Here is a 16,568-nt window from a genome sequence, read left to right as displayed (position 1 = left end):
TGCTCGGTTCGATCGACAGTGGCCGCTGAGCGCCTGCAGTTCGCGGGGGAGAACACCACATGCGTCGTGTTGGTCTCAGAAGGTCCGAACCCCTCGAATTCCGCCGCCGTGACGGTTATCAACCCTTATATGCGAGTACACCTAACCGTCGGACGATAGGAGATTCCGGAATGAGTAATCCATGGATCGCCATCGGGGCACTCGCGGTCGTGGCGCTCGCTATACCCATCGGGATGATGATGGTATCGAGCCTCCTCCGTCCGCGCGTTCCCGAACAAGGCAAAACAGCCACCTACGAGTCCGGCGAGGTGCCGACGGGCAGCAGCCAGCAGATCAAGTTCAATATTCAGTACTACATGGTCGCGCTGCTGTTCGTCGTCTTCGACATCGAGACCGTCCTCATCTTCCCGTGGACGGTCATCTACCGCGACGCCGTCAGCGCGGTCGGCATGTCGAAGGTTCTGCTGCCGATGGTCGCGTTCATCGGCGTGCTCGTCGTCGGTCTCGGTTGGGCGTGGCGAAACGGCGCAGTTCAGTGGGTGCGCAGTCCGCACGCCACCAAGGGGGCAGACACATATGAGTAGTGACCAGACACCACCGGCGGTTGAGGACGTATCGACACAGGAAGCCCGAATGGGAGAGGGCGTAGACGACCGATTCAACTCGACGCTACGCGAGGCGTTCGGGTCGACGCCGTTCATCCTGACCAAGTTCGACAAGTTCATGAACTGGGTCCGGGGCTCCTCGATGTTCATGCTGCAGTTCGGGATTGCCTGTTGCAGCATCGAGATGATCAGCACCTACGCTATCAAACACGACCTCGACCGCTTCCACGCGGGTGTCCCGCGCGCGTCGCCGCGACAGGCCGACGTCATCGTCGTCCCGGGGACCATCGTCTCGAAGTTCGCCCCGCGGATGAAGCGCGTCTACGACCAGATGCCCGAACCGAAGTTCGTCGTCTCGATGGGTTCGTGTACCATCTCGGGCGGCCCGTTCCAGGAAGGCTACAACGTCATCAAGGGCGCTGAGGAAGTTATCCCGGTCGACATCCACGTTCCTGGGTGCCCGCCCCGCCCCGAGGCGCTTATCTACGGCATCGCCAAACTCCAAGAACGTATCGCGAACGGCGAGTCCTCGCCCGTGACGGTCAAGCCCTACGAACTCGAACAGTTCGGTGACCTCGAACAGGACGAACTCGTTCAGAAACTCGCCGACGATATCGACGAGGACGACCTCGTGATGCGGTACAACTGGGACAACTCGCCATGAGTCTGGAGAAACCCACACCCGGCACGACGAGCGAAGTCGGCGTTACCGACGAGGGGCTCGACTACGACGCGCTGGCCGACTTACTCGGCGGCCACGTACTCGACCGCGAGACCCACGTCAACGCCGAAGGATTCGTCATCCGACCCGACGAGGTACAGGAGGTTCTCTCGAAGCTGAAGACCGAAGCCGGTTTCGACCACTGTGCCTGCGTCACGGCACAGGAGTACGACGACCGCTACGAGTCCATCTATCACCTCCGGAAGTTCGACGACCCCACGCAGGAACTGTCGATCGTCGTTCCCTCACCGAAGGACGATCCCCACAACGAGTCGGCCGCTCGTGTCTACTCGACGGCCGACTGGCACGAACGTGAGGCGTACGACCTCGTCGGTATCAACTACGACGACCACCCGGACCTGCGGCGCATCCTCTTGCCCGAGACGTGGCAGGGCCACCCGCTCTCGAAGGACTACAACCAGGACCAGCCACAGATCGTCACGCTGCGCGAGAACGCCAACCCACTGCAGGACGACCACCGTAGCGCGGACGACCCGGACACGATGTTCGTCAACATCGGTCCACACCACCCGGCGACCCACGGTGTCCTGCACGTGAAGACGGTACTCGACGGCGAGCAGATTGCTGACATCGAATCTGATATCGGCTACCTCCACCGCTGTGAGGAGCAGATGTGTCAGAACGGGACCTATCGGCACCAGATCATGCCCTACCCCGACCGGTGGGACTACGTCTCCGCCGGTATCCTTAACGAGTGGGCGTACGCGCGTGCGGCCGAGGACCTCGCCGACATCGAGGTGCCCGAGTACGCACAGGTCATCCGGACGATGTCCGCCGAGCTGTGCCGTATCGCGGCACACATGCTCGCGCTCGGGACGTTCGCGCTGGACGTCTTCGGCGACTTCACCGCCACCTTCCAGTACGCGTTCCGCGACCGCGAAGTCATTCAGAACATCCTCGAAGACCTCACCGGGCAGCGCCTGATGTTCAACTACATGCGCCTCGGCGGGGTCGCGTGGGACCTGCCGGAGCCGCGCGAGGAGTTCTTCGAGAAGACCCGAGACTTCCTCGACGGCCTGCCGCACAAGCTGGAGGAGTACCACGACCTCATCACGGGCAACGAAATCTTCCAGATGCGGTGTGTCGATACCGGCGTCCTCTCTCCCGAGGAGGTCAAGCAATATGGCGCAACTGGTCCCGTCGCACGCGGGTCGGGCGTCGACTACGACCTGCGCCGCGACGACCCCTACGGCTACTACGACGAACTCGACTGGAACGTCGTCACCGAGGAGGGCGGCGACAACTTCAGCCGTGTCCTCGTCCGCATGCGGGAAGTCGAGGAGTCGGCGCGCATCATCGAACAGTGTGTGGACCTCCTCGAACAGTGGCCCGAAGACGAACGCGAGATTCAGGCCAACGTTCCCCGGACGCTGCGTCCGGACCCGGACCGGGAGATCTACCGCGCCGTCGAAGGTGCGAAGGGCGAACTCGGCATCTACATCCGCTCGGACGGCACGGACAAGCCCGCTCGTTTCAAGATTCGCAGTCCGTGCTTCTCGAACCTCCAGACGCTACCGGAGATGTCCCAGGGCGAGTATATCCCGGACATGATCGCCTCACTCGGTAGCCTCGACATCGTGCTCGGGGAGGTCGACCGCTGATGCAGTCAGCCCCGCTTCCGGAGACGCTGGCGGAACTCGTCGGGCTCGACCCGAACAGCACGCCGGTAATGATACTGATGAGCCTCGTGGGAGCGGCCCTTATCGGGACGCTGATGATGACGAACACGGCGCTGGCCGGCCCGTGGGCGAAGCGAAAGATTACCGCCGCGTTCACCGACCGCATCGCCGTCAACCGTATCGGCCCGTTCGGTCTGGGAACCATCCCGGCTGACGCGGTTCGCCTGCTCTCGAAGGAACTCATCGTTCCCGACGGCGTCGACCGTCCTGCGTGGGACATCGCACCGCTCCTCATCGCCAGCTCCGCGTTGCTCGGCTTTGCTGTCATCCCGATGGGAAGCGGTATCCACCTCGCAGACCCCGAAGTCGGTCTGGCCTACGTGTTCGCGACGGCTTCTATCGCCTCGGTCGGGTTGATTATGGCCGGCTACGCGTCGAACAACAAGTACTCCTTCCTCGGCGGGCTGCGCGCCGTCGCACAGAACGTCGCCTACGAGATTCCGCTTATCCTCACCGGTGCCTCGGTGGTCCTCTTCGCCGGGTCGCTCCAGATGAGCGAAATCGTCGCGGCCCAGACCCAGCCGCTCATCGGGCCGCTGCCCTCGTGGTACGCGTTCGTTAACCCCTTCGCGTTCGTGCTGTTCATGATCGCGAACCTCGCGGAGGTCGGCCGGAACCCCTTCGACATTCCGGAAGCCCCGACCGAAATCGTCGCCGGGTATCAGACGGAGTACTCCTCGGTATACTTCGTGCTCATCTACCTCGGGGAGTTCATCCACATCTTCCTCGGCGGCGCGATCATCGCCACCATCTTCCTCGGCGGCCCGGCCGGGCCGGGACCGGCGAGTCTCGGATTTATCTGGTTCATGATCAAGATCTGGGGAGTCTTCCTGTTCACGCAGTGGGCGCGCTCGGCGATTCCCCGCGTGCGAATCGACCAACTCATCGAGATTGGCTGGAAGGGAATGTTGGTTCTCTCGCTCGCGAACCTGCTACTGACCGCGGTCATCGTCGGGGTGATCGTCTGATGGCGACCTGCGCACCGACGACTACATTCGGAGGTAACTGACTATGATCGGCATCCTGAAATCCATGGCAACGACGATGAAACACGCCCTCGACGGGGAGACGTTCACGGTGGAGTACCCGGAAGTCGCCCCCGAGGTAAGTCCCCGCTTCCGCGGCGTCCACAAGTGGAGCCAAGAGCGGTGTATCTGGTGTCGGCAGTGCGAGAACGTCTGTCCGAACAACACCATCCAGATTGTGATGGACGACCAGCGAAACGGCGAGGAGTATAACCTCCACATCGGCCAGTGTATCTACTGTCGCCTCTGTGAGGAGGTCTGCCCGACCGACGCCATCCTGCTGACCCAGAACTTCGAGTTCACCGCGGACACGAAAGACGAGTTCGCCTACGACAAGGAGCAGCTCAAGAACGTCCCGTGGTACAAGGACATCGATCCTCTCGAATCCCGCGAACCCGACCGGGGCGCGTGGATCGGTGAGGGCGAAGGCGAAATCGACTATCAGTAATCGACCCGTATCGGCGACTCGTTTTCGGTTCTCGCGGCATTTTCATAACCTACCTGTCAATAGCTTGCCGACAGGCCACCGTCTAGGGCGGTTCGACCCCTCCCGATTCCGAGACGAAAGAGGAATCTTCAAAGGGACGCCGCAAAGAGTCTCAAGATAAGATGGGACTGTACGAGTCAATCGCGTTCGCACTGTTCGCCATGGTGACGGTGGGCAGTGCGGCAGGCGTCGTGTTAGTTCGGGACGTCTGGCATTCGGCGCTGTTACTTGGTGTGTCACTGGTCAGCGTCGCCGTGTTCTACGTCCTGAACCAAGCGGCGTTCGTCGCAACGATGCAAATTCTGGTGTACGTCGGGGGCGTCCTCATCCTCATCACCTTCGCGGTGATGTTGACCCGCGAGGACGAGTCCGTCATCGAGGTGGCACGATGACGAACCGACCGGAACTCAACACCGAAGGGAACTTCGTCGCGGGACTGGCCGCAGTCGCACTGTTCGTCGTCCTCGGAGCCGTCTTCATCGGCGTCTCCTTCCCGGCACCGGCCGGGTTCGGCGAAGGTGCCGCCATCACGAAGAGTCTGGGCGCGGCGATGTTCGATATCGCGCCCGGCGTGCTGATGGGCGAGGGCGAGTCGGCCGTGCCAAGCGAAGGGTTCCTCATCGCCTTCGAGATAATCGACGTCGTCCTCGTCGCCGCGCTGGTCGGTTCGGTCATGCTGGCCCGCCGCGAGGAAGCCGGCGCGATCGTCGGTCTCGGCGTCGGTAGCGAGGCGGACGAAACCACCGTCGCCACGGACGGTGGTGAGCAGTCCGATGGACTGCGAGGTACGTCGGGCCAGCGATCCGACGGTGGCGAGGCGGTCGAGACGGGGGGTGACGACGCGTGATTCCCGCACAGGCGTACCTGTTGCTCTCTGCGGCCGTGTTCTGTATCGGCCTCTTCGGTATCCTCACTCGGCGGAACGCGCTGATCTTCCTGATGTCCGTCGAGCTGATGTTGAACGCGGCGAACATCAACTTCGTCGCGTTCTCGCTCCAGCACGGCAACCTCACTGGACAGGTATTTAGCCTGTTCACGATGGCGCTTGCCGCCGCCGAAGTGGCGGTCGGGATCGGTATCATCCTCGTGCTGTACCGCAACTTCACAGACGTAGACGTGACGAAGGCGACGACGATGAGGTGGTAACAGATGGCTGCATTCACATACGCTCCAGCGATCGTGCTGCTCCCGTTCGTATCGTTCCTCGTCGCGCTGTTTGCCGGCGACCGCATGCCGAAAGGCGGCGCGCTCGCGGGCATCGCCGCGACGGGTGGGTCCCTACTGCTCTCTATCTGGGTCGCGCTGACCGTCGCCGGCGGCAGCGTCCACAACGAGTTTATCTACACGTGGGTCGCCGGCGTGGAGTCGCTTCAGCTTCGCTTCGGACTCTTGCTCGACCCGCTCTCGGCGCTGATGTTGCTCATCGTCTGTCTCATCGCCTTCCTCGTCCACGTCTTCTCACTTGGCTACATGAACGACGAAGGCGAGACCGGCCTCCCGCGCTACTACGCCGGACTCGGCCTGTTCACCGCGAGCATGCTCGGGTTCGTCGTCGCCAACAACCTGCTGATGGCGTTCATGTTCTTCGAGCTCGTGGGCCTGTGTTCGTACCTGCTCATCGGCTTCTGGTTCCGCGAGGATGGCCCGCCGAGCGCCGCGAAGAAGGCGTTCCTCGTCACCCGCTTCGGTGACTACTTCTTCCTCATCGGCGTCGTCGGCATCTTTGCGACCTTCGGTACCGGCCTCTTCGCGCCCGTCACGCAGGGCGGTGAAGTGGTCGCCGAGAGCTTCCCGGTACTGGCCGAACACGCCATCGTCGACGGCGAGACGGAGGCCATCGGGATGCTCGACACGGTCGGTCTCGGTCCGCAAGCGTGGTTCACCGTGCTCGGGCTGCTCGTGCTCGGCGGCGTCATCGGGAAGTCCGCGCAGTTCCCGCTTCACACCTGGCTCCCCGACGCGATGGAGGGTCCGACGCCCGTTTCCGCGCTCATCCACGCGGCGACGATGGTCGCGGCCGGCGTCTACCTCGTCGCACGCATGTACGGGTTCTACGCGATCTCCCCGACAGCGCTGGCCGTCATCGCGCTCGTCGGTGGCTTCACGGCCCTGTTCGCGGCGACGATGGGCCTCGTCAAACAGGAGATCAAGCAGGTGCTCGCGTACTCCACCATCTCTCAGTACGGCTATATGATGCTCGCGCTGGGGTCCGGCGGCTACGTCGCCGCCGTCTTCCACCTGACCACCCACGCCGTCTTCAAGGCGCTGCTGTTCCTCGGTGCCGGCTCGGTCATCATCGCCATGCACCACAACGAGAACATGTGGGACATGGGTGGCCTGAAAGACAAGATGCCGGTGACCTACTACGCGTTCCTCTCCGGGTCGCTGGCGCTCGCCGGTATCGTTCCCTTCGCCGGGTTCTGGTCGAAGGACGAAGTGCTCTACGAGGCACTCATCCACGGATTCGGCAGCGAAGGCGGTCTCGGGACGGCGTATCTCCTCGCGTACGCGATGGGACTACTGGCCGTCTTCTTCACCGGCTTCTACACCTTCCGGATGGTGTTCCTCACCTTCCACGGGAACGCTCGGACGGACACCGCGCGCAACCCCCACGGCGTTCGCTGGAACGTCAAGGGGCCGCTCGCGGTGCTCGGCGTGCTGGCGGCGACGGTCGGGTTCATCAACATGAAACCGGTCGTCGAACTCACGGGTTCACACATCGACTTCCTGCACGCATGGCTCCTCGGCCCCGAAGAGGGCGGTTGGCCCGCGGCGCTCAACACCGGGCTTCACCACTACGAGACGCTCCTACACGACGTGGCCCACGTCAGTGCGGGCTATCCGCTGGGCGAGACGCCGACGCTGCTCGCCTCGGCGGCCGTTTCGCTCGGACTGGCGCTGGCTGGTGCCGGTGCCGCGACGGCGCTGTACCGCGGTCCCAGCCCGACCGAGCACACGGACAAACTGGGCGGTCTGAAGACGCTACTCATGCACAACTACTATCAAGACGAGTATCAGGTGTGGCTCGCGACGGGTGCCACCTACCCACTCTCGCGCGCGATGGATAAGTTCGATCAGGGCGTCGTCGACGGCGTCGTCAACGGCGTCTCCAGTGTGAGTCTGTTCGGCGGCAGTCGGATGCGTCGCATCCAGTCGGGTGTCGTCAACAACTACGCGATGTTGCTGACGCTCGGACTCGTGCTTCTGTTGGCCGTCTTCGGCTTCGCCGGGGGGTGGTTCTGAATGTGGATCGCTGCACTCCTCGCAGTAACACTCCTCGGTAGCGTCGGCGTTATGCTGACGCCAAACCGCCTGGCCGGGAAAGTCTCCGCGGCCGTCAGCGCCGTGCCCGCGCTGGCGAGTATCTACATGTACTACGTCTTCCTGACCCAGAACGGCGGGGCGGGCAACGCCCTGCTGTCGCCGGAAGGCGTCGCGTTCGGTCAGCAGATTCCGTGGATCGACCTCGCCGGCTACAGCATCTCCTACTACGTCGGGCTAGACGGCGTCAGCATGCCGCTGCTCACGCTGACGACCATCCTGACCACGCTGGCGATCGTCTCGGCGTGGACGCCCATCTCCGAGCGCCAGTCCCAGTTCTACGGCCTGATGCTCCTGATGGAGGTGAGCCTCATCGGCGTCTTCGCGGCGCTGGATTTCTTCCTCTGGTTCGTCTTCTGGGAGGGTGTGCTCATCCCGATGTACTTCCTCATCGGCGTCTGGGGCGGTCCTCGGCGGAAGTACGCCGCTATCAAGTTCTTCGTCTACACGAACGTGGCCTCGCTGGTCATGTTCGCGGGCCTGTTCGCGCTGGTGTTCAGCACGGACCTCACGTCGCTTTCGCTACCAGCGATGACCGAAGCGTTCCGGAACGCCTCCGGACTACCTGAAATCGCAGGCATCGGACTTGCGACGATTTCCTTCGTCCTGATGTTCGTCGGCTTCGCGGTGAAGGTGCCCGTCTTCCCGCTGCACACGTGGCTGCCCGACGCCCACGTCGAGGCCCCGACGCCGGTGTCGGTCATGCTGGCCGGCGTCCTCCTGAAGATGGGGACCTACGCGTTGCTCCGGTTCAACTTCACGATGCTCGCCGAGACGGCGCGGGCGCTCGCCATCCCGCTCGCCATCGTCGGCGTCGTCAGCGTCATCTACGGTGCGATGCTGGCACTGGCCCAACGCGACCTCAAACGCATCGTCGCGTACTCCTCCATCTCGTCGATGGGGTACGTCATCCTCGGCCTCGTCGCCTTCACGCCCCACGGCATGGGCGGGGCGACGTTCCAGATGGTCGCACACGGCCTCATCTCGGGACTGATGTTCATGACCGTCGGCGTCATCTACAACACGACGCACACGCGGATGGTTGGTGACATGTCCGGCCTCGCAGACCGGATGCCGTGGACGGTCGGCATCTTCGTCGCGGCGGCCTTCGGCTACATGGGCCTGCCGCTGATGGCCGGCTTCGCCGCCGAGTTCCTCATCTTCCAGGGCGCGTTCGACGCAGCGACGCTCGGTAGTGCCGCACCGCTACTGACCTCACTCGCCATGTTCGGTATCGTCATCGTCGCCGGCTACCTGCTGTGGGCGATGCAACGCACGCTCTTCGGTGGCTTCCACCTGGAAACGGACTACGAGGTCGGTCCTGCGGCGTTCCACGATGTCGCGCCGCTGGCCGTCCTCCTCCTGCTGGTCATCGCACTCGGTGTGGCCCCCGACCTCTCCTACGACATGATTCAACACGCGATCGCGCCGCTCACCGGAGGTGGTGCATAGATGGTGCAGCTACCCACGTGGGCGGCACTCGCCCCGGCACTCGCGCTCGGTGTGACGGCGCTCGCCTTGCTGTTAATCGACAGCATCGATCCCGATACGACCAACACGAGTCTGCTCGGCGGCGTCTCCGTCGTCGGGTCGCTGGCCTCGCTGGCCTTCGCCGTCTGGTTCATCTTCGGCGGCACCGGGATCCCCCAGTCAGAGGGCGGTCAGGGAGTCGCCACGCTGTTCAACGGCCAGCTGGTCGTCGACCAGATGGCGCTGTTCTTCATGATCATCGTGGCGAGCGTCACCGCGCTCGTGACGCTCGCGAGTACGGACTACATTAGAGAACACGCCTACCAGGCCGAGTTCTACGCGCTCGTGCTGCTATCGGCGTCGGGGATGTCCATCCTCAGCGCCGCGAACAGTCTGGCGACGGCGTTCGTCGCGTTCGAACTCGTCTCGCTGCCGTCGTACGCGCTCGTCGCGATTCTCAAGAACAACCGCGGAAGCGTCGAGGCGGGCCTGAAGTACTTCCTCATCGGCGCAGTGTCCTCGGCCGTCTTCGCCTACGGCATCTCGCTGGTGTACGCAGCGACGGGCGTCCTCCGGTTCGACGCCGTCGCCGCGGCCATCGACAGCGGTACCGTCCAGGCGGTCGTCGATGGTTCCATCCAGGCGCAGTCGGCCCAGGTGCCAGCGTCGATACTCGGCGTCGGTATCCTGCTGGTCATCGGCGGAATCGCCTTCAAGATGGCCGCCGTTCCGTTCCATTTCTGGGCACCGGAAGCATACGAGGGCGCGCCCGCACCTGTCTCGGCGTTCCTCTCGTCGGCGTCGAAAGCCGCCGGGTTCGTGCTGGCGTTTCGCGCCTTCGCCGTCGCGTTCCCCATCGGCGCGCTTACGTCGAGTGGTGACGTCATCAGCTGGTTCGTCGTCTTCCAGATCCTGGCGATCGTGACGATGTTCGTCGGGAACTTCGCCGCGGCCACCCAGGAGAAGGTCAAGCGGATGATGGCGTATTCCAGCGTCGGTCACGCGGGCTACGTCCTCATCGGGCTGGCCGCGCTGTCGGCCTCCGGCGACGGGATGGCCTTCAGCATGAGCGCCGGGATGGCCCATCTGCTGGTCTATGGCTTCATGAACACCGGCGCGTTCCTGTTCATCGCGCTGGCGGAGTACTGGGGTGTCGGTCGCCGCTTCGAGGACTACAACGGTCTCGGGCGACAGGCTCCGCTGGCCTGTGCCGCGATGACCATCTTCCTCTTCAGCCTCGCCGGCCTGCCAATCGGTGGTGGGTTCTTCTCGAAGTTCTACCTCTTCTCGGCGACGCTGAACGTCGGCGCGTGGACGCTCGCTGCCTCGCTGGTCATCAACAGCGCACTGTCGCTGTTCTACTACTCGCGAGTCGTCAAGGCGATGTGGGTCGAAGAGCCGACTGGTGACCGCTCTATCGACTCGTATCCGACCGGTCTCTACACTGCAATCGTCGCCGCGGCCGTCGTGACGGTGCTCCTGATCCCCGGCTTCGGCACCGTCTCGGACCTCGCGATGCGCGCAGCCGAACTACTGTAAGCCGTAGACGAAGACGCCGCCGCTCGCTCGTTTTTCCACGCGACCGTTCGCTTCGAGCACGTCCAAGTGACCGACAGCCTCGCTCATCCCCGAGAAATACTCCGTCGCCGGCAGGTCGCCGAACAACGCCGTCATCACGTCGGCCGGTGTCGTTGTGCCCTCACTCACGATATCGGCGACCTCCTCGGTCCGTTGGTCGTGTTCTTCTAAGATGACATCGATGCGTTCGGCCGGCGATTCGACCGGTTCGCGGTGGCCGGTGAGAAATCTGTCGTGGCCCTGTTCGCGGAGCCAGCGGAGCGAGTCGTTGAACGCCGGGAGGACGCGAGGTCGCTGACCGCCGCGGTCCGGCGGTGGCTGGAGAAACGGATTGGGCGTGATATCACCGAGAACGTTGTCGCCGACGATGGCCTCTCGGCGGCCGTCGGTGTCGTACGAGAAGATGCACTCACCGACGGCGTGACCAGTGACCTCGTCGACGGTGAGCGGTTCGTCGTCTACCGTCACCGTATCATCGCTTTCGACCGTTCTATCCGTAGCAACGCTTTGGGCGTAGGCGAGAAACGCCTCCGGAAGCTGTGTAACCGCCTCTGCGGTCTCTCTAGAGATACCACACCGCTCGAAGAAGTCCGCGAAGTACGACTGTTCGTACCGCAGCCGCGCGCCGAAATCCTCCATGATGTCGGCGGCGTCCGGGGTGGCGATGACGCGTGCGCCTTCGCTTCGAAACCGCGCTGCCAGGCCGAAGTGGTCCGGATGGGGATGCGTAACGAGCACCTGCGTGACATCCTCAGGTACGAGCTCTCTGGCTTCCAGAGCTTCGAGCAGTCGTGACCACGCCTCTTCGCTGTCTGGCCCCGGGTCGACGACGGTACGGCCCGCGACGTAGGCGTTGACCGCACCGACCTGGAACGGCGTCGGAATCGACACCCGTGTGAACATACCACGACGTATCGCCCGGCGACGCAAAACAGTTCGTACACACTCGACTGAGCGTAACTGGTTTATTCGTCCTCTGCGAAAGAACAGATATGAACAGGCACTTCGAAGACACCCGATACTACCTCAAGCGCGCCAGCCAGACTGCCAGGAAGGGTCTCAGGACGGAACTCGAACCCATCGAGATGCGGGTCCGGGAGCTGATGGGCACGGAGAAAGAGCCCGAACCGGGCCGGGTAGAGAGAGTCAAGAGCGACCTTACCGACCTCCAGATGAAAGCCGGTGAGAAGAGCGAACGGACGATCGGCAACGTTCGAGAGAAGGTCGGGGTCTACCGCCAGAAAGGCCAGACCGAAGCGTAGTCGGAACGCAATTCTTAATGTAGCCGGTCGAATAGCCACAGGTGTACCGGGTTGGTGATCTAGTCCGGTTATGATACCTCCTTCACACGGAGGAAGTCGGCGGTTCAACTCCGCCCCAACCCATTTCTGACGCCGGCTGTGACGAACAGCGTGAGGAATCAGCGGCGTCTATATCGGTCGTCGGAGTTGAGCCCCAGAAGACGAGCAAAGCGAGTCTTCAGTCGGTTCAACTCTGCCCCAACCCACTCTATTCTGTGACGAGCGAACGTGAGGAGGAATCGTGCGTTGGGCGGATTGAACCCTGTCACGAGCGAGCGTAGCGAGTGAAGTGACTCCGGTTCAACTCCGCCCCCAACCCACTCATTTCTACCTCCAAACGGCTCTACGATGGAGACTGTGATGTTTCACAGAAGAGGACCAGTTTAGCAACGTCGTAGTAAGGGATATCGGGACCAAAACTCTTCTCGTGGCAGACGAACACCCCAGACGAACGGTCCTCCGGTGGGCGGGTGGTCTCGCTGCAGTCGGCGTCGCCGGTTGTTCGGGCGATGGCGATACCGGCGATGGCGGGATGCCAGCCGACAACACCGACACAGAGACAGCAGAACCGACCGAAACCGAGACGGAAACCGAAACCACGACCCCAGAGCCAACGATGAGTACTGTCTTTCATTTCGCTTCAGACACCGACAAGCAGAAACACGCGCTCAACAACGTGGCGAACTTACTCGCCGACGACTCGACGGAGGTGGAAAACACCGTCCTCGTCGCCAACGGCGCGGGTATCAAACTACTGGCAGAGTCGACGGCGGAACAGCCCGACCGCGTGCGGTCGCTCATCGAAGACGGCGTCTCGTTTCGCGCGTGTCAGAACTCGATGGACGGGTTCAGCATCAGCGAGTCCGAGCTGATCGACGGCGTCGAGACGGTGCCCGCGGGCGTCGGCGAACTCACGAAACTGCAGGCCCGCGAGAACTACGCGTACATCGAGACGCCCTGAGAAGCGCACGCGATAGCCGCCGGAAGCCGAGCTACTTCTCTCGCATTAGAGTCCGAGTCTGTCCCGGAGACCGCCGCCGGATTCGGACTCGCTGTCTGGCTCCCACTCGGTCGGTAGCTCCGCGGCCAGTTGCGCGACCTCCTCGTCGTCGAAACGCGGGTCGTCGCTGGCGTCGTCGAGCCAGCCGGCCCATTCCTCGGCCGTCAGCAGTCCTCTCGAATCGGACTCCCACTGGTCGACCAGCGCTTCGCGGTCGGGGAAGGGGACGTCCATCCCGCTGTCGCCCCAGTACAACGGCGAGAGTTCGAAGGCGTGGTCCCCGTCGCACCAGACGAGGCGATAGGGGTAGTCGTTGTAGAGGAACACGTCCTCGGGCGAGACGGTGTCACCGTTGGGTAGTTCGAGCGTCTCTGTCATAGCTCCGCCTAAGCGCGTGTGACGTTTCAGGATTGCGCGGTCCGGCAGCAAAAATGGTCGGAACGGTCGAACCGGCCGGTCGCGGTCTCAGTACTCGTGGAGCGGGCGCTGTCGGATCTTCTGCCGGAGGTCGCCAAGTGCGGGTTCGCCGTCGCCGACGAACTGCTGGCAGACTGCGTGGACCTCCTCGCGGGAAATCTTGACGTTGCCCTCCTCGATGACGTCGGCGGGGCGCTGACGGAGTTCTCGGATGGTGCCGACGGCGAGCAAGAACGGAATGGCCCACGCCGAGAGTTTGTTGCCCCGGGTTTCGGGCATTGCCTTGAGCCACGTCTGTGCACCGTCTAAGTAGCCCTCGGCACGATCAGTGACCTGTTCGATGACCGGGACGAGCGAGTCGGTATGGGCCGGGTCGCCAACGTCGTCGTGGTCCAGTCCCTGCTCTTCTAAGAGTTCGAGCGGGAGATAGACGTTGTTCTCCTGCTCTAAGTCGGTCGCGGCGTCCTTGGCGACGTTGACCAACTGGAGGAGGAGGGCGAACGCGCGGGCGTTCTCCTCCATCTGTGTGACCTGTTCGTCGGATGCCTCGTGGGAGACGAGTCCAGTGACGAGCGTGCCGACGGTTCCGGCGGCGTACCAGCAGTACTCCTCTAGCTCGTCGAGCGTCTGGATGCGGAGGCCGCCCTCCTCGGCGTAGCGATCGACGAACATCGCCATTCCGTCGACGAGTTCACGAACCGGATTTCTGATGGTTTCGAGCGAGGAGCGTTCGAGCGAGCGGAAGACGCCGACCGCGCGGGAGGCGTTGTCGACGACTTCCCAGTCGGCGGTCATCGTCCCCGGTAGCCACTGTGCGGCGGCGTCGTCGAACGCTCGAATCGAGGCATCGGCGGCTGGATCGAGCGTTCTGCTGTAGAGTCGGAGGAGTTCGGCTTGCGCCGCCGGGGGGATGTGTCCGGCGTCCTCGATGGTATCGGCGACTCGGCAGAGGAGATATCCGACGCAGATGTCGCGTGCCATCGGCTCGTCGAGTTCCGAAATCGTGAGGCTAAACGTCCGCGACACTCGGTGGACGGCGTCGTAGCACCACGCAATATCTTCTTGTGACGACCGGCCAGTATGGTTCTGAGACATTCCCGTCATCCGGCGTAGGGCGTACTGCGATAAAAATGGGGTGGCTACGGCGGGACGAGAACGACGGTCTCGTCGCTGTCTCTCGCGGGCGGGAAACGCCACGCCTAAACCACTCAGCGCCGTACTGTTCGGTATGACCGCCCGCCGTGCGGTGGTGAGAGGCCGATGAATCGCAACGACACGATCGCGCTGGCGGGGACGATCGCCGCCATTGTCATCGTGCCCGGTCTCGCCAACGGCTTTCTCTCTCAACTGGGCTACCCGTGGGTCGGTAGCGCCGTCTGGGCGCTGGGCTACGGTCTCGGCGTCCTGTTTATCTGGTATCAATGGATTCGGCCGCTGAATATCCACGCACCCGAAGGCGTCGGCCGCGCCGACGGCGACGAGTCGGCCGAGGAGTGACCCCCGGCTGTCACCGACGGTAACTCCCGTCGGACGCAAATTTAGATACAACAGCCGTTGTAGTCGTCCGGAAAGTCTATCCCGGTCGTGGACGCAGACGAAGCTATGACCGACGACTCATTCAATGGCGGCTCACCGGGCTTTCGCGCTCGTTCAGGTTGGACGCGAGCGCAGGCGAGCGGCATCGAACGCACGGACGAGACGGTCGCACCGATATTCTATCCGCCCGAGAACGATCAGATACCGGACGTCCATATCTGGGATACGTGGTTTCTCCGCAACCGTGACGGGACGCTCGCGGAGGTCGACGGCTATCGCGTCTGCTTCTCGCTGACCGCGCCTGCCGACCTCCTGCCGGGTAAGCGCCACGACGTAGCGACCATCCGCTGTTTCTACTCGTCGGATGGCCGGAACTGGCACGACGCCGGGCCGGTCTTCGAGGAGGCGCTGGGCCAGCGCCAGTGGGCGGGGTCGGCGCTGTACGACGACGACGAGTCGGTCTACGTCTTCTATACGGCCGCGGGCGAGGACGACGCCGAAGAACTCACCTACGCCCAGCGCATCGTGGGCGCGAGCGGCGGCACTATCGACACTGACGACGGATTCACGCTCAGCGGGCCGTGGACTCATCACGAGCTGCTGTCCCCGGACGGCGAGCGCTACGAGCGCGAGGACCAGTCCCGCGGGATGATATACACCTTCCGCGACCCGTGGTTCTTCGAGGACCCCGAGACGGGCGAGACGTGGCTCCTCTTCGAGGCGAACTCCCCCGTGCCGGAGGGCAGCGACGTCTGTGACGGCGACGCCGCCCAACAGGAGTTCAACGGCAGCGTCGGCGTCGCTCGCTCGCCGACCGGCGACCCCCTGAAGTGGGAGCTCGAAGAGCCGCTACTGGACGCCGTCGGCACCAACCAGGAACTCGAACGGCCCCACGTCGTCTACAAAGACGGCCGCTACTACCTCTTTATCTCCAGCCATCTCCACACGTTCGCACCGGGACTGGAGGGGTTCGACGCGCTGTACGGCTTCGTCGCCGAGACATTCCGCGGCGAGTACGTGCCGCTGAACGGGTCCGGCCTCGTCGCCACGAACCCCGAAAACGCGCCGTTCCAGTCGTACTCGTGGATGGCGTTCGCCCACGGCGACGAGGTGCTCGTCCAGAGTTTCTTCAACTACTTCGACTTCGCCGGGCCGGTCTTAGACGACATCGCGCACCTCTCGGAGGCCGAACAGATGCGACGCTTCGGCGGGACGCTCGCGCCGACGCTCCGCCTCGACGTGGACGGGACCCGCACCCGAATCGTCGGGAAGCTCGGTCACTGGGAGATTCCGATGGCCGGCGAGTCGCTGCCGCCAACGGACGAAGAACTGATTCGGCGAGCGCGCGAGGCGGCCGACGCCGACGCGAGCGAGCGCTACCACGGCGGTAGCGAGTAAGACTCGGAC

The 16,568-nt window shown here is 63.4% G+C and carries 18 protein-coding genes and 1 tRNA gene; 16 read left to right on the top strand and 3 right to left on the bottom strand.

The features are described from left to right. Window positions 1-170 precede the first annotated feature (170 nt). The 11 genes from E4S61_RS13705 to E4S61_RS13655 all read left to right on the top strand — a co-directional run bounded on the left by E4S61_RS13705 (window position 171) and on the right by E4S61_RS13655 (window position 10,868). Window positions 171-584, top strand: coding sequence for an NADH-quinone oxidoreductase subunit A (locus E4S61_RS13705; RefSeq protein ID WP_135304490.1), 414 nt, complete (start codon window positions 171-173; stop codon window positions 582-584). Further along, window positions 577-1,269 carry an NADH-quinone oxidoreductase subunit B gene (locus E4S61_RS13700; RefSeq protein WP_135304489.1) on the top strand — a complete coding sequence of 231 codons (693 nt, stop codon included), beginning with the start codon at window positions 577-579 and terminating at the stop codon, window positions 1,267-1,269. Before E4S61_RS13705 ends, E4S61_RS13700 begins: the two co-directional genes overlap by 8 nt. Further along, window positions 1,266-2,948 (top strand): NADH-quinone oxidoreductase subunit D, encoded by a 1,683-nt coding sequence (locus E4S61_RS13695; RefSeq protein ID WP_135304488.1) that lies wholly within the window; start codon window positions 1,266-1,268, stop codon window positions 2,946-2,948. The genes E4S61_RS13700 and E4S61_RS13695 overlap by 4 nt, the downstream gene beginning before the upstream one ends. Beyond that, entirely contained in the window at window positions 2,948-3,994 is a 1,047-nt protein-coding gene (locus tag E4S61_RS13690) for a complex I subunit 1/NuoH family protein (RefSeq protein ID WP_135304487.1), read from the top strand. The genes E4S61_RS13695 and E4S61_RS13690 overlap by 1 nt, the downstream gene beginning before the upstream one ends. 43 nt (window positions 3,995-4,037) lie before the next feature. After that, the gene (locus tag E4S61_RS13685; RefSeq protein WP_135304486.1) at window positions 4,038-4,499 is read left to right on the top strand and encodes a NuoI/complex I 23 kDa subunit family protein; all 462 of its coding nucleotides are present in this window, start codon (window positions 4,038-4,040) and stop codon (window positions 4,497-4,499) included. Window positions 4,500-4,660: 161 nt separating this feature from the next. Beyond that, window positions 4,661-4,930 (top strand): NADH-quinone oxidoreductase subunit J, encoded by a 270-nt coding sequence (locus tag E4S61_RS13680; RefSeq protein WP_135304485.1) that lies wholly within the window; start codon window positions 4,661-4,663, stop codon window positions 4,928-4,930. Further along, window positions 4,927-5,385, top strand: coding sequence for an NADH-quinone oxidoreductase subunit J family protein (locus tag E4S61_RS13675; protein ID WP_135304484.1), 459 nt, complete (start codon window positions 4,927-4,929; stop codon window positions 5,383-5,385). The genes E4S61_RS13680 and E4S61_RS13675 overlap by 4 nt, the downstream gene beginning before the upstream one ends. Then, complete coding sequence (gene nuoK, locus E4S61_RS13670) at window positions 5,382-5,684, top strand: NADH-quinone oxidoreductase subunit NuoK (protein ID WP_135304483.1); 303 nt, start codon at window positions 5,382-5,384, stop codon at window positions 5,682-5,684. Before E4S61_RS13675 ends, nuoK begins: the two co-directional genes overlap by 4 nt. Before the next feature lie 3 nt (window positions 5,685-5,687). After that, window positions 5,688-7,781: an NADH-quinone oxidoreductase subunit L gene (gene nuoL, locus E4S61_RS13665; RefSeq protein ID WP_135304482.1), complete on the top strand. Its 2,094-nt coding sequence runs from the start codon at window positions 5,688-5,690 to the stop codon at window positions 7,779-7,781. Further along, entirely contained in the window at window positions 7,782-9,311 is a 1,530-nt protein-coding gene (locus tag E4S61_RS13660; RefSeq protein ID WP_135304481.1) for a complex I subunit 4 family protein, read from the top strand. After that, window positions 9,312-10,868, top strand: a complete 1,557-nt coding sequence (locus E4S61_RS13655) for an NADH-quinone oxidoreductase subunit N (RefSeq protein WP_135304480.1) — start codon at window positions 9,312-9,314, stop codon at window positions 10,866-10,868. It abuts the gene before it with no gap. Here the strand turns inward: E4S61_RS13655 and E4S61_RS13650 are convergent. Beyond that, a complete protein-coding gene (locus E4S61_RS13650) occupies window positions 10,860-11,810 on the bottom strand; it encodes an MBL fold metallo-hydrolase (protein WP_135304479.1) in 951 nt (316 codons plus the stop codon). The two genes, E4S61_RS13655 and E4S61_RS13650, sit on opposite strands and share 9 nt — an antisense overlap. A gap of 89 nt (window positions 11,811-11,899) precedes the next feature. On the opposite strand from E4S61_RS13650, the gene E4S61_RS13645 reads away from it, so the two are divergent. The 3 genes from E4S61_RS13645 to E4S61_RS13635 all read left to right on the top strand — a co-directional run bounded on the left by E4S61_RS13645 (window position 11,900) and on the right by E4S61_RS13635 (window position 13,169). Then, window positions 11,900-12,169, top strand: coding sequence for a DUF7553 family protein (locus tag E4S61_RS13645; RefSeq protein ID WP_135304478.1), 270 nt, complete (start codon window positions 11,900-11,902; stop codon window positions 12,167-12,169). 48 nt (window positions 12,170-12,217) lie between these two features. Beyond that, window positions 12,218-12,292: transfer RNA gene (locus E4S61_RS13640), tRNA-Val, on the top strand. Window positions 12,293-12,635: 343 nt separating this feature from the next. Then, a complete protein-coding gene (locus tag E4S61_RS13635; protein ID WP_209309487.1) occupies window positions 12,636-13,169 on the top strand; it encodes a DsrE family protein in 534 nt (177 codons plus the stop codon). Window positions 13,170-13,214: 45 nt separating this feature from the next. Here E4S61_RS13635 and E4S61_RS13630 read toward each other — a convergent pair whose 3' ends face one another. Then, on the bottom strand, window positions 13,215-13,586 hold the full coding sequence (locus E4S61_RS13630) for a hypothetical protein (protein ID WP_135304477.1): 372 nt from the start codon (window positions 13,584-13,586) through the stop codon (window positions 13,215-13,217). An 87-nt stretch (window positions 13,587-13,673) separates the two neighbouring features. Next, a complete protein-coding gene (locus E4S61_RS13625; RefSeq protein ID WP_209309486.1) occupies window positions 13,674-14,720 on the bottom strand; it encodes a phytoene/squalene synthase family protein in 1,047 nt (348 codons plus the stop codon). Between the two features lie 165 nt (window positions 14,721-14,885). Between E4S61_RS13625 and E4S61_RS13620 the strand changes: the two genes are divergently transcribed. Both E4S61_RS13620 and E4S61_RS13615 read left to right on the top strand, forming a co-directional pair. Continuing rightward, entirely contained in the window at window positions 14,886-15,122 is a 237-nt protein-coding gene (locus tag E4S61_RS13620) for a hypothetical protein (protein ID WP_135304475.1), read from the top strand. 105 nt (window positions 15,123-15,227) lie between these two features. After that, a complete protein-coding gene (locus E4S61_RS13615; protein WP_135304474.1) occupies window positions 15,228-16,559 on the top strand; it encodes a glycoside hydrolase family 68 protein in 1,332 nt (443 codons plus the stop codon). The last annotated feature ends 9 nt before the right edge of the window (window positions 16,560-16,568 follow it).

The organism is Haloarcula amylovorans (genome assembly GCF_004681185.1).
Lineage (GTDB): Archaea > Halobacteriota > Halobacteria > Halobacteriales > Haloarculaceae > Haloarcula > Haloarcula amylovorans.
This window is presented reverse-complemented; position numbering and strand designations above follow the sequence as displayed.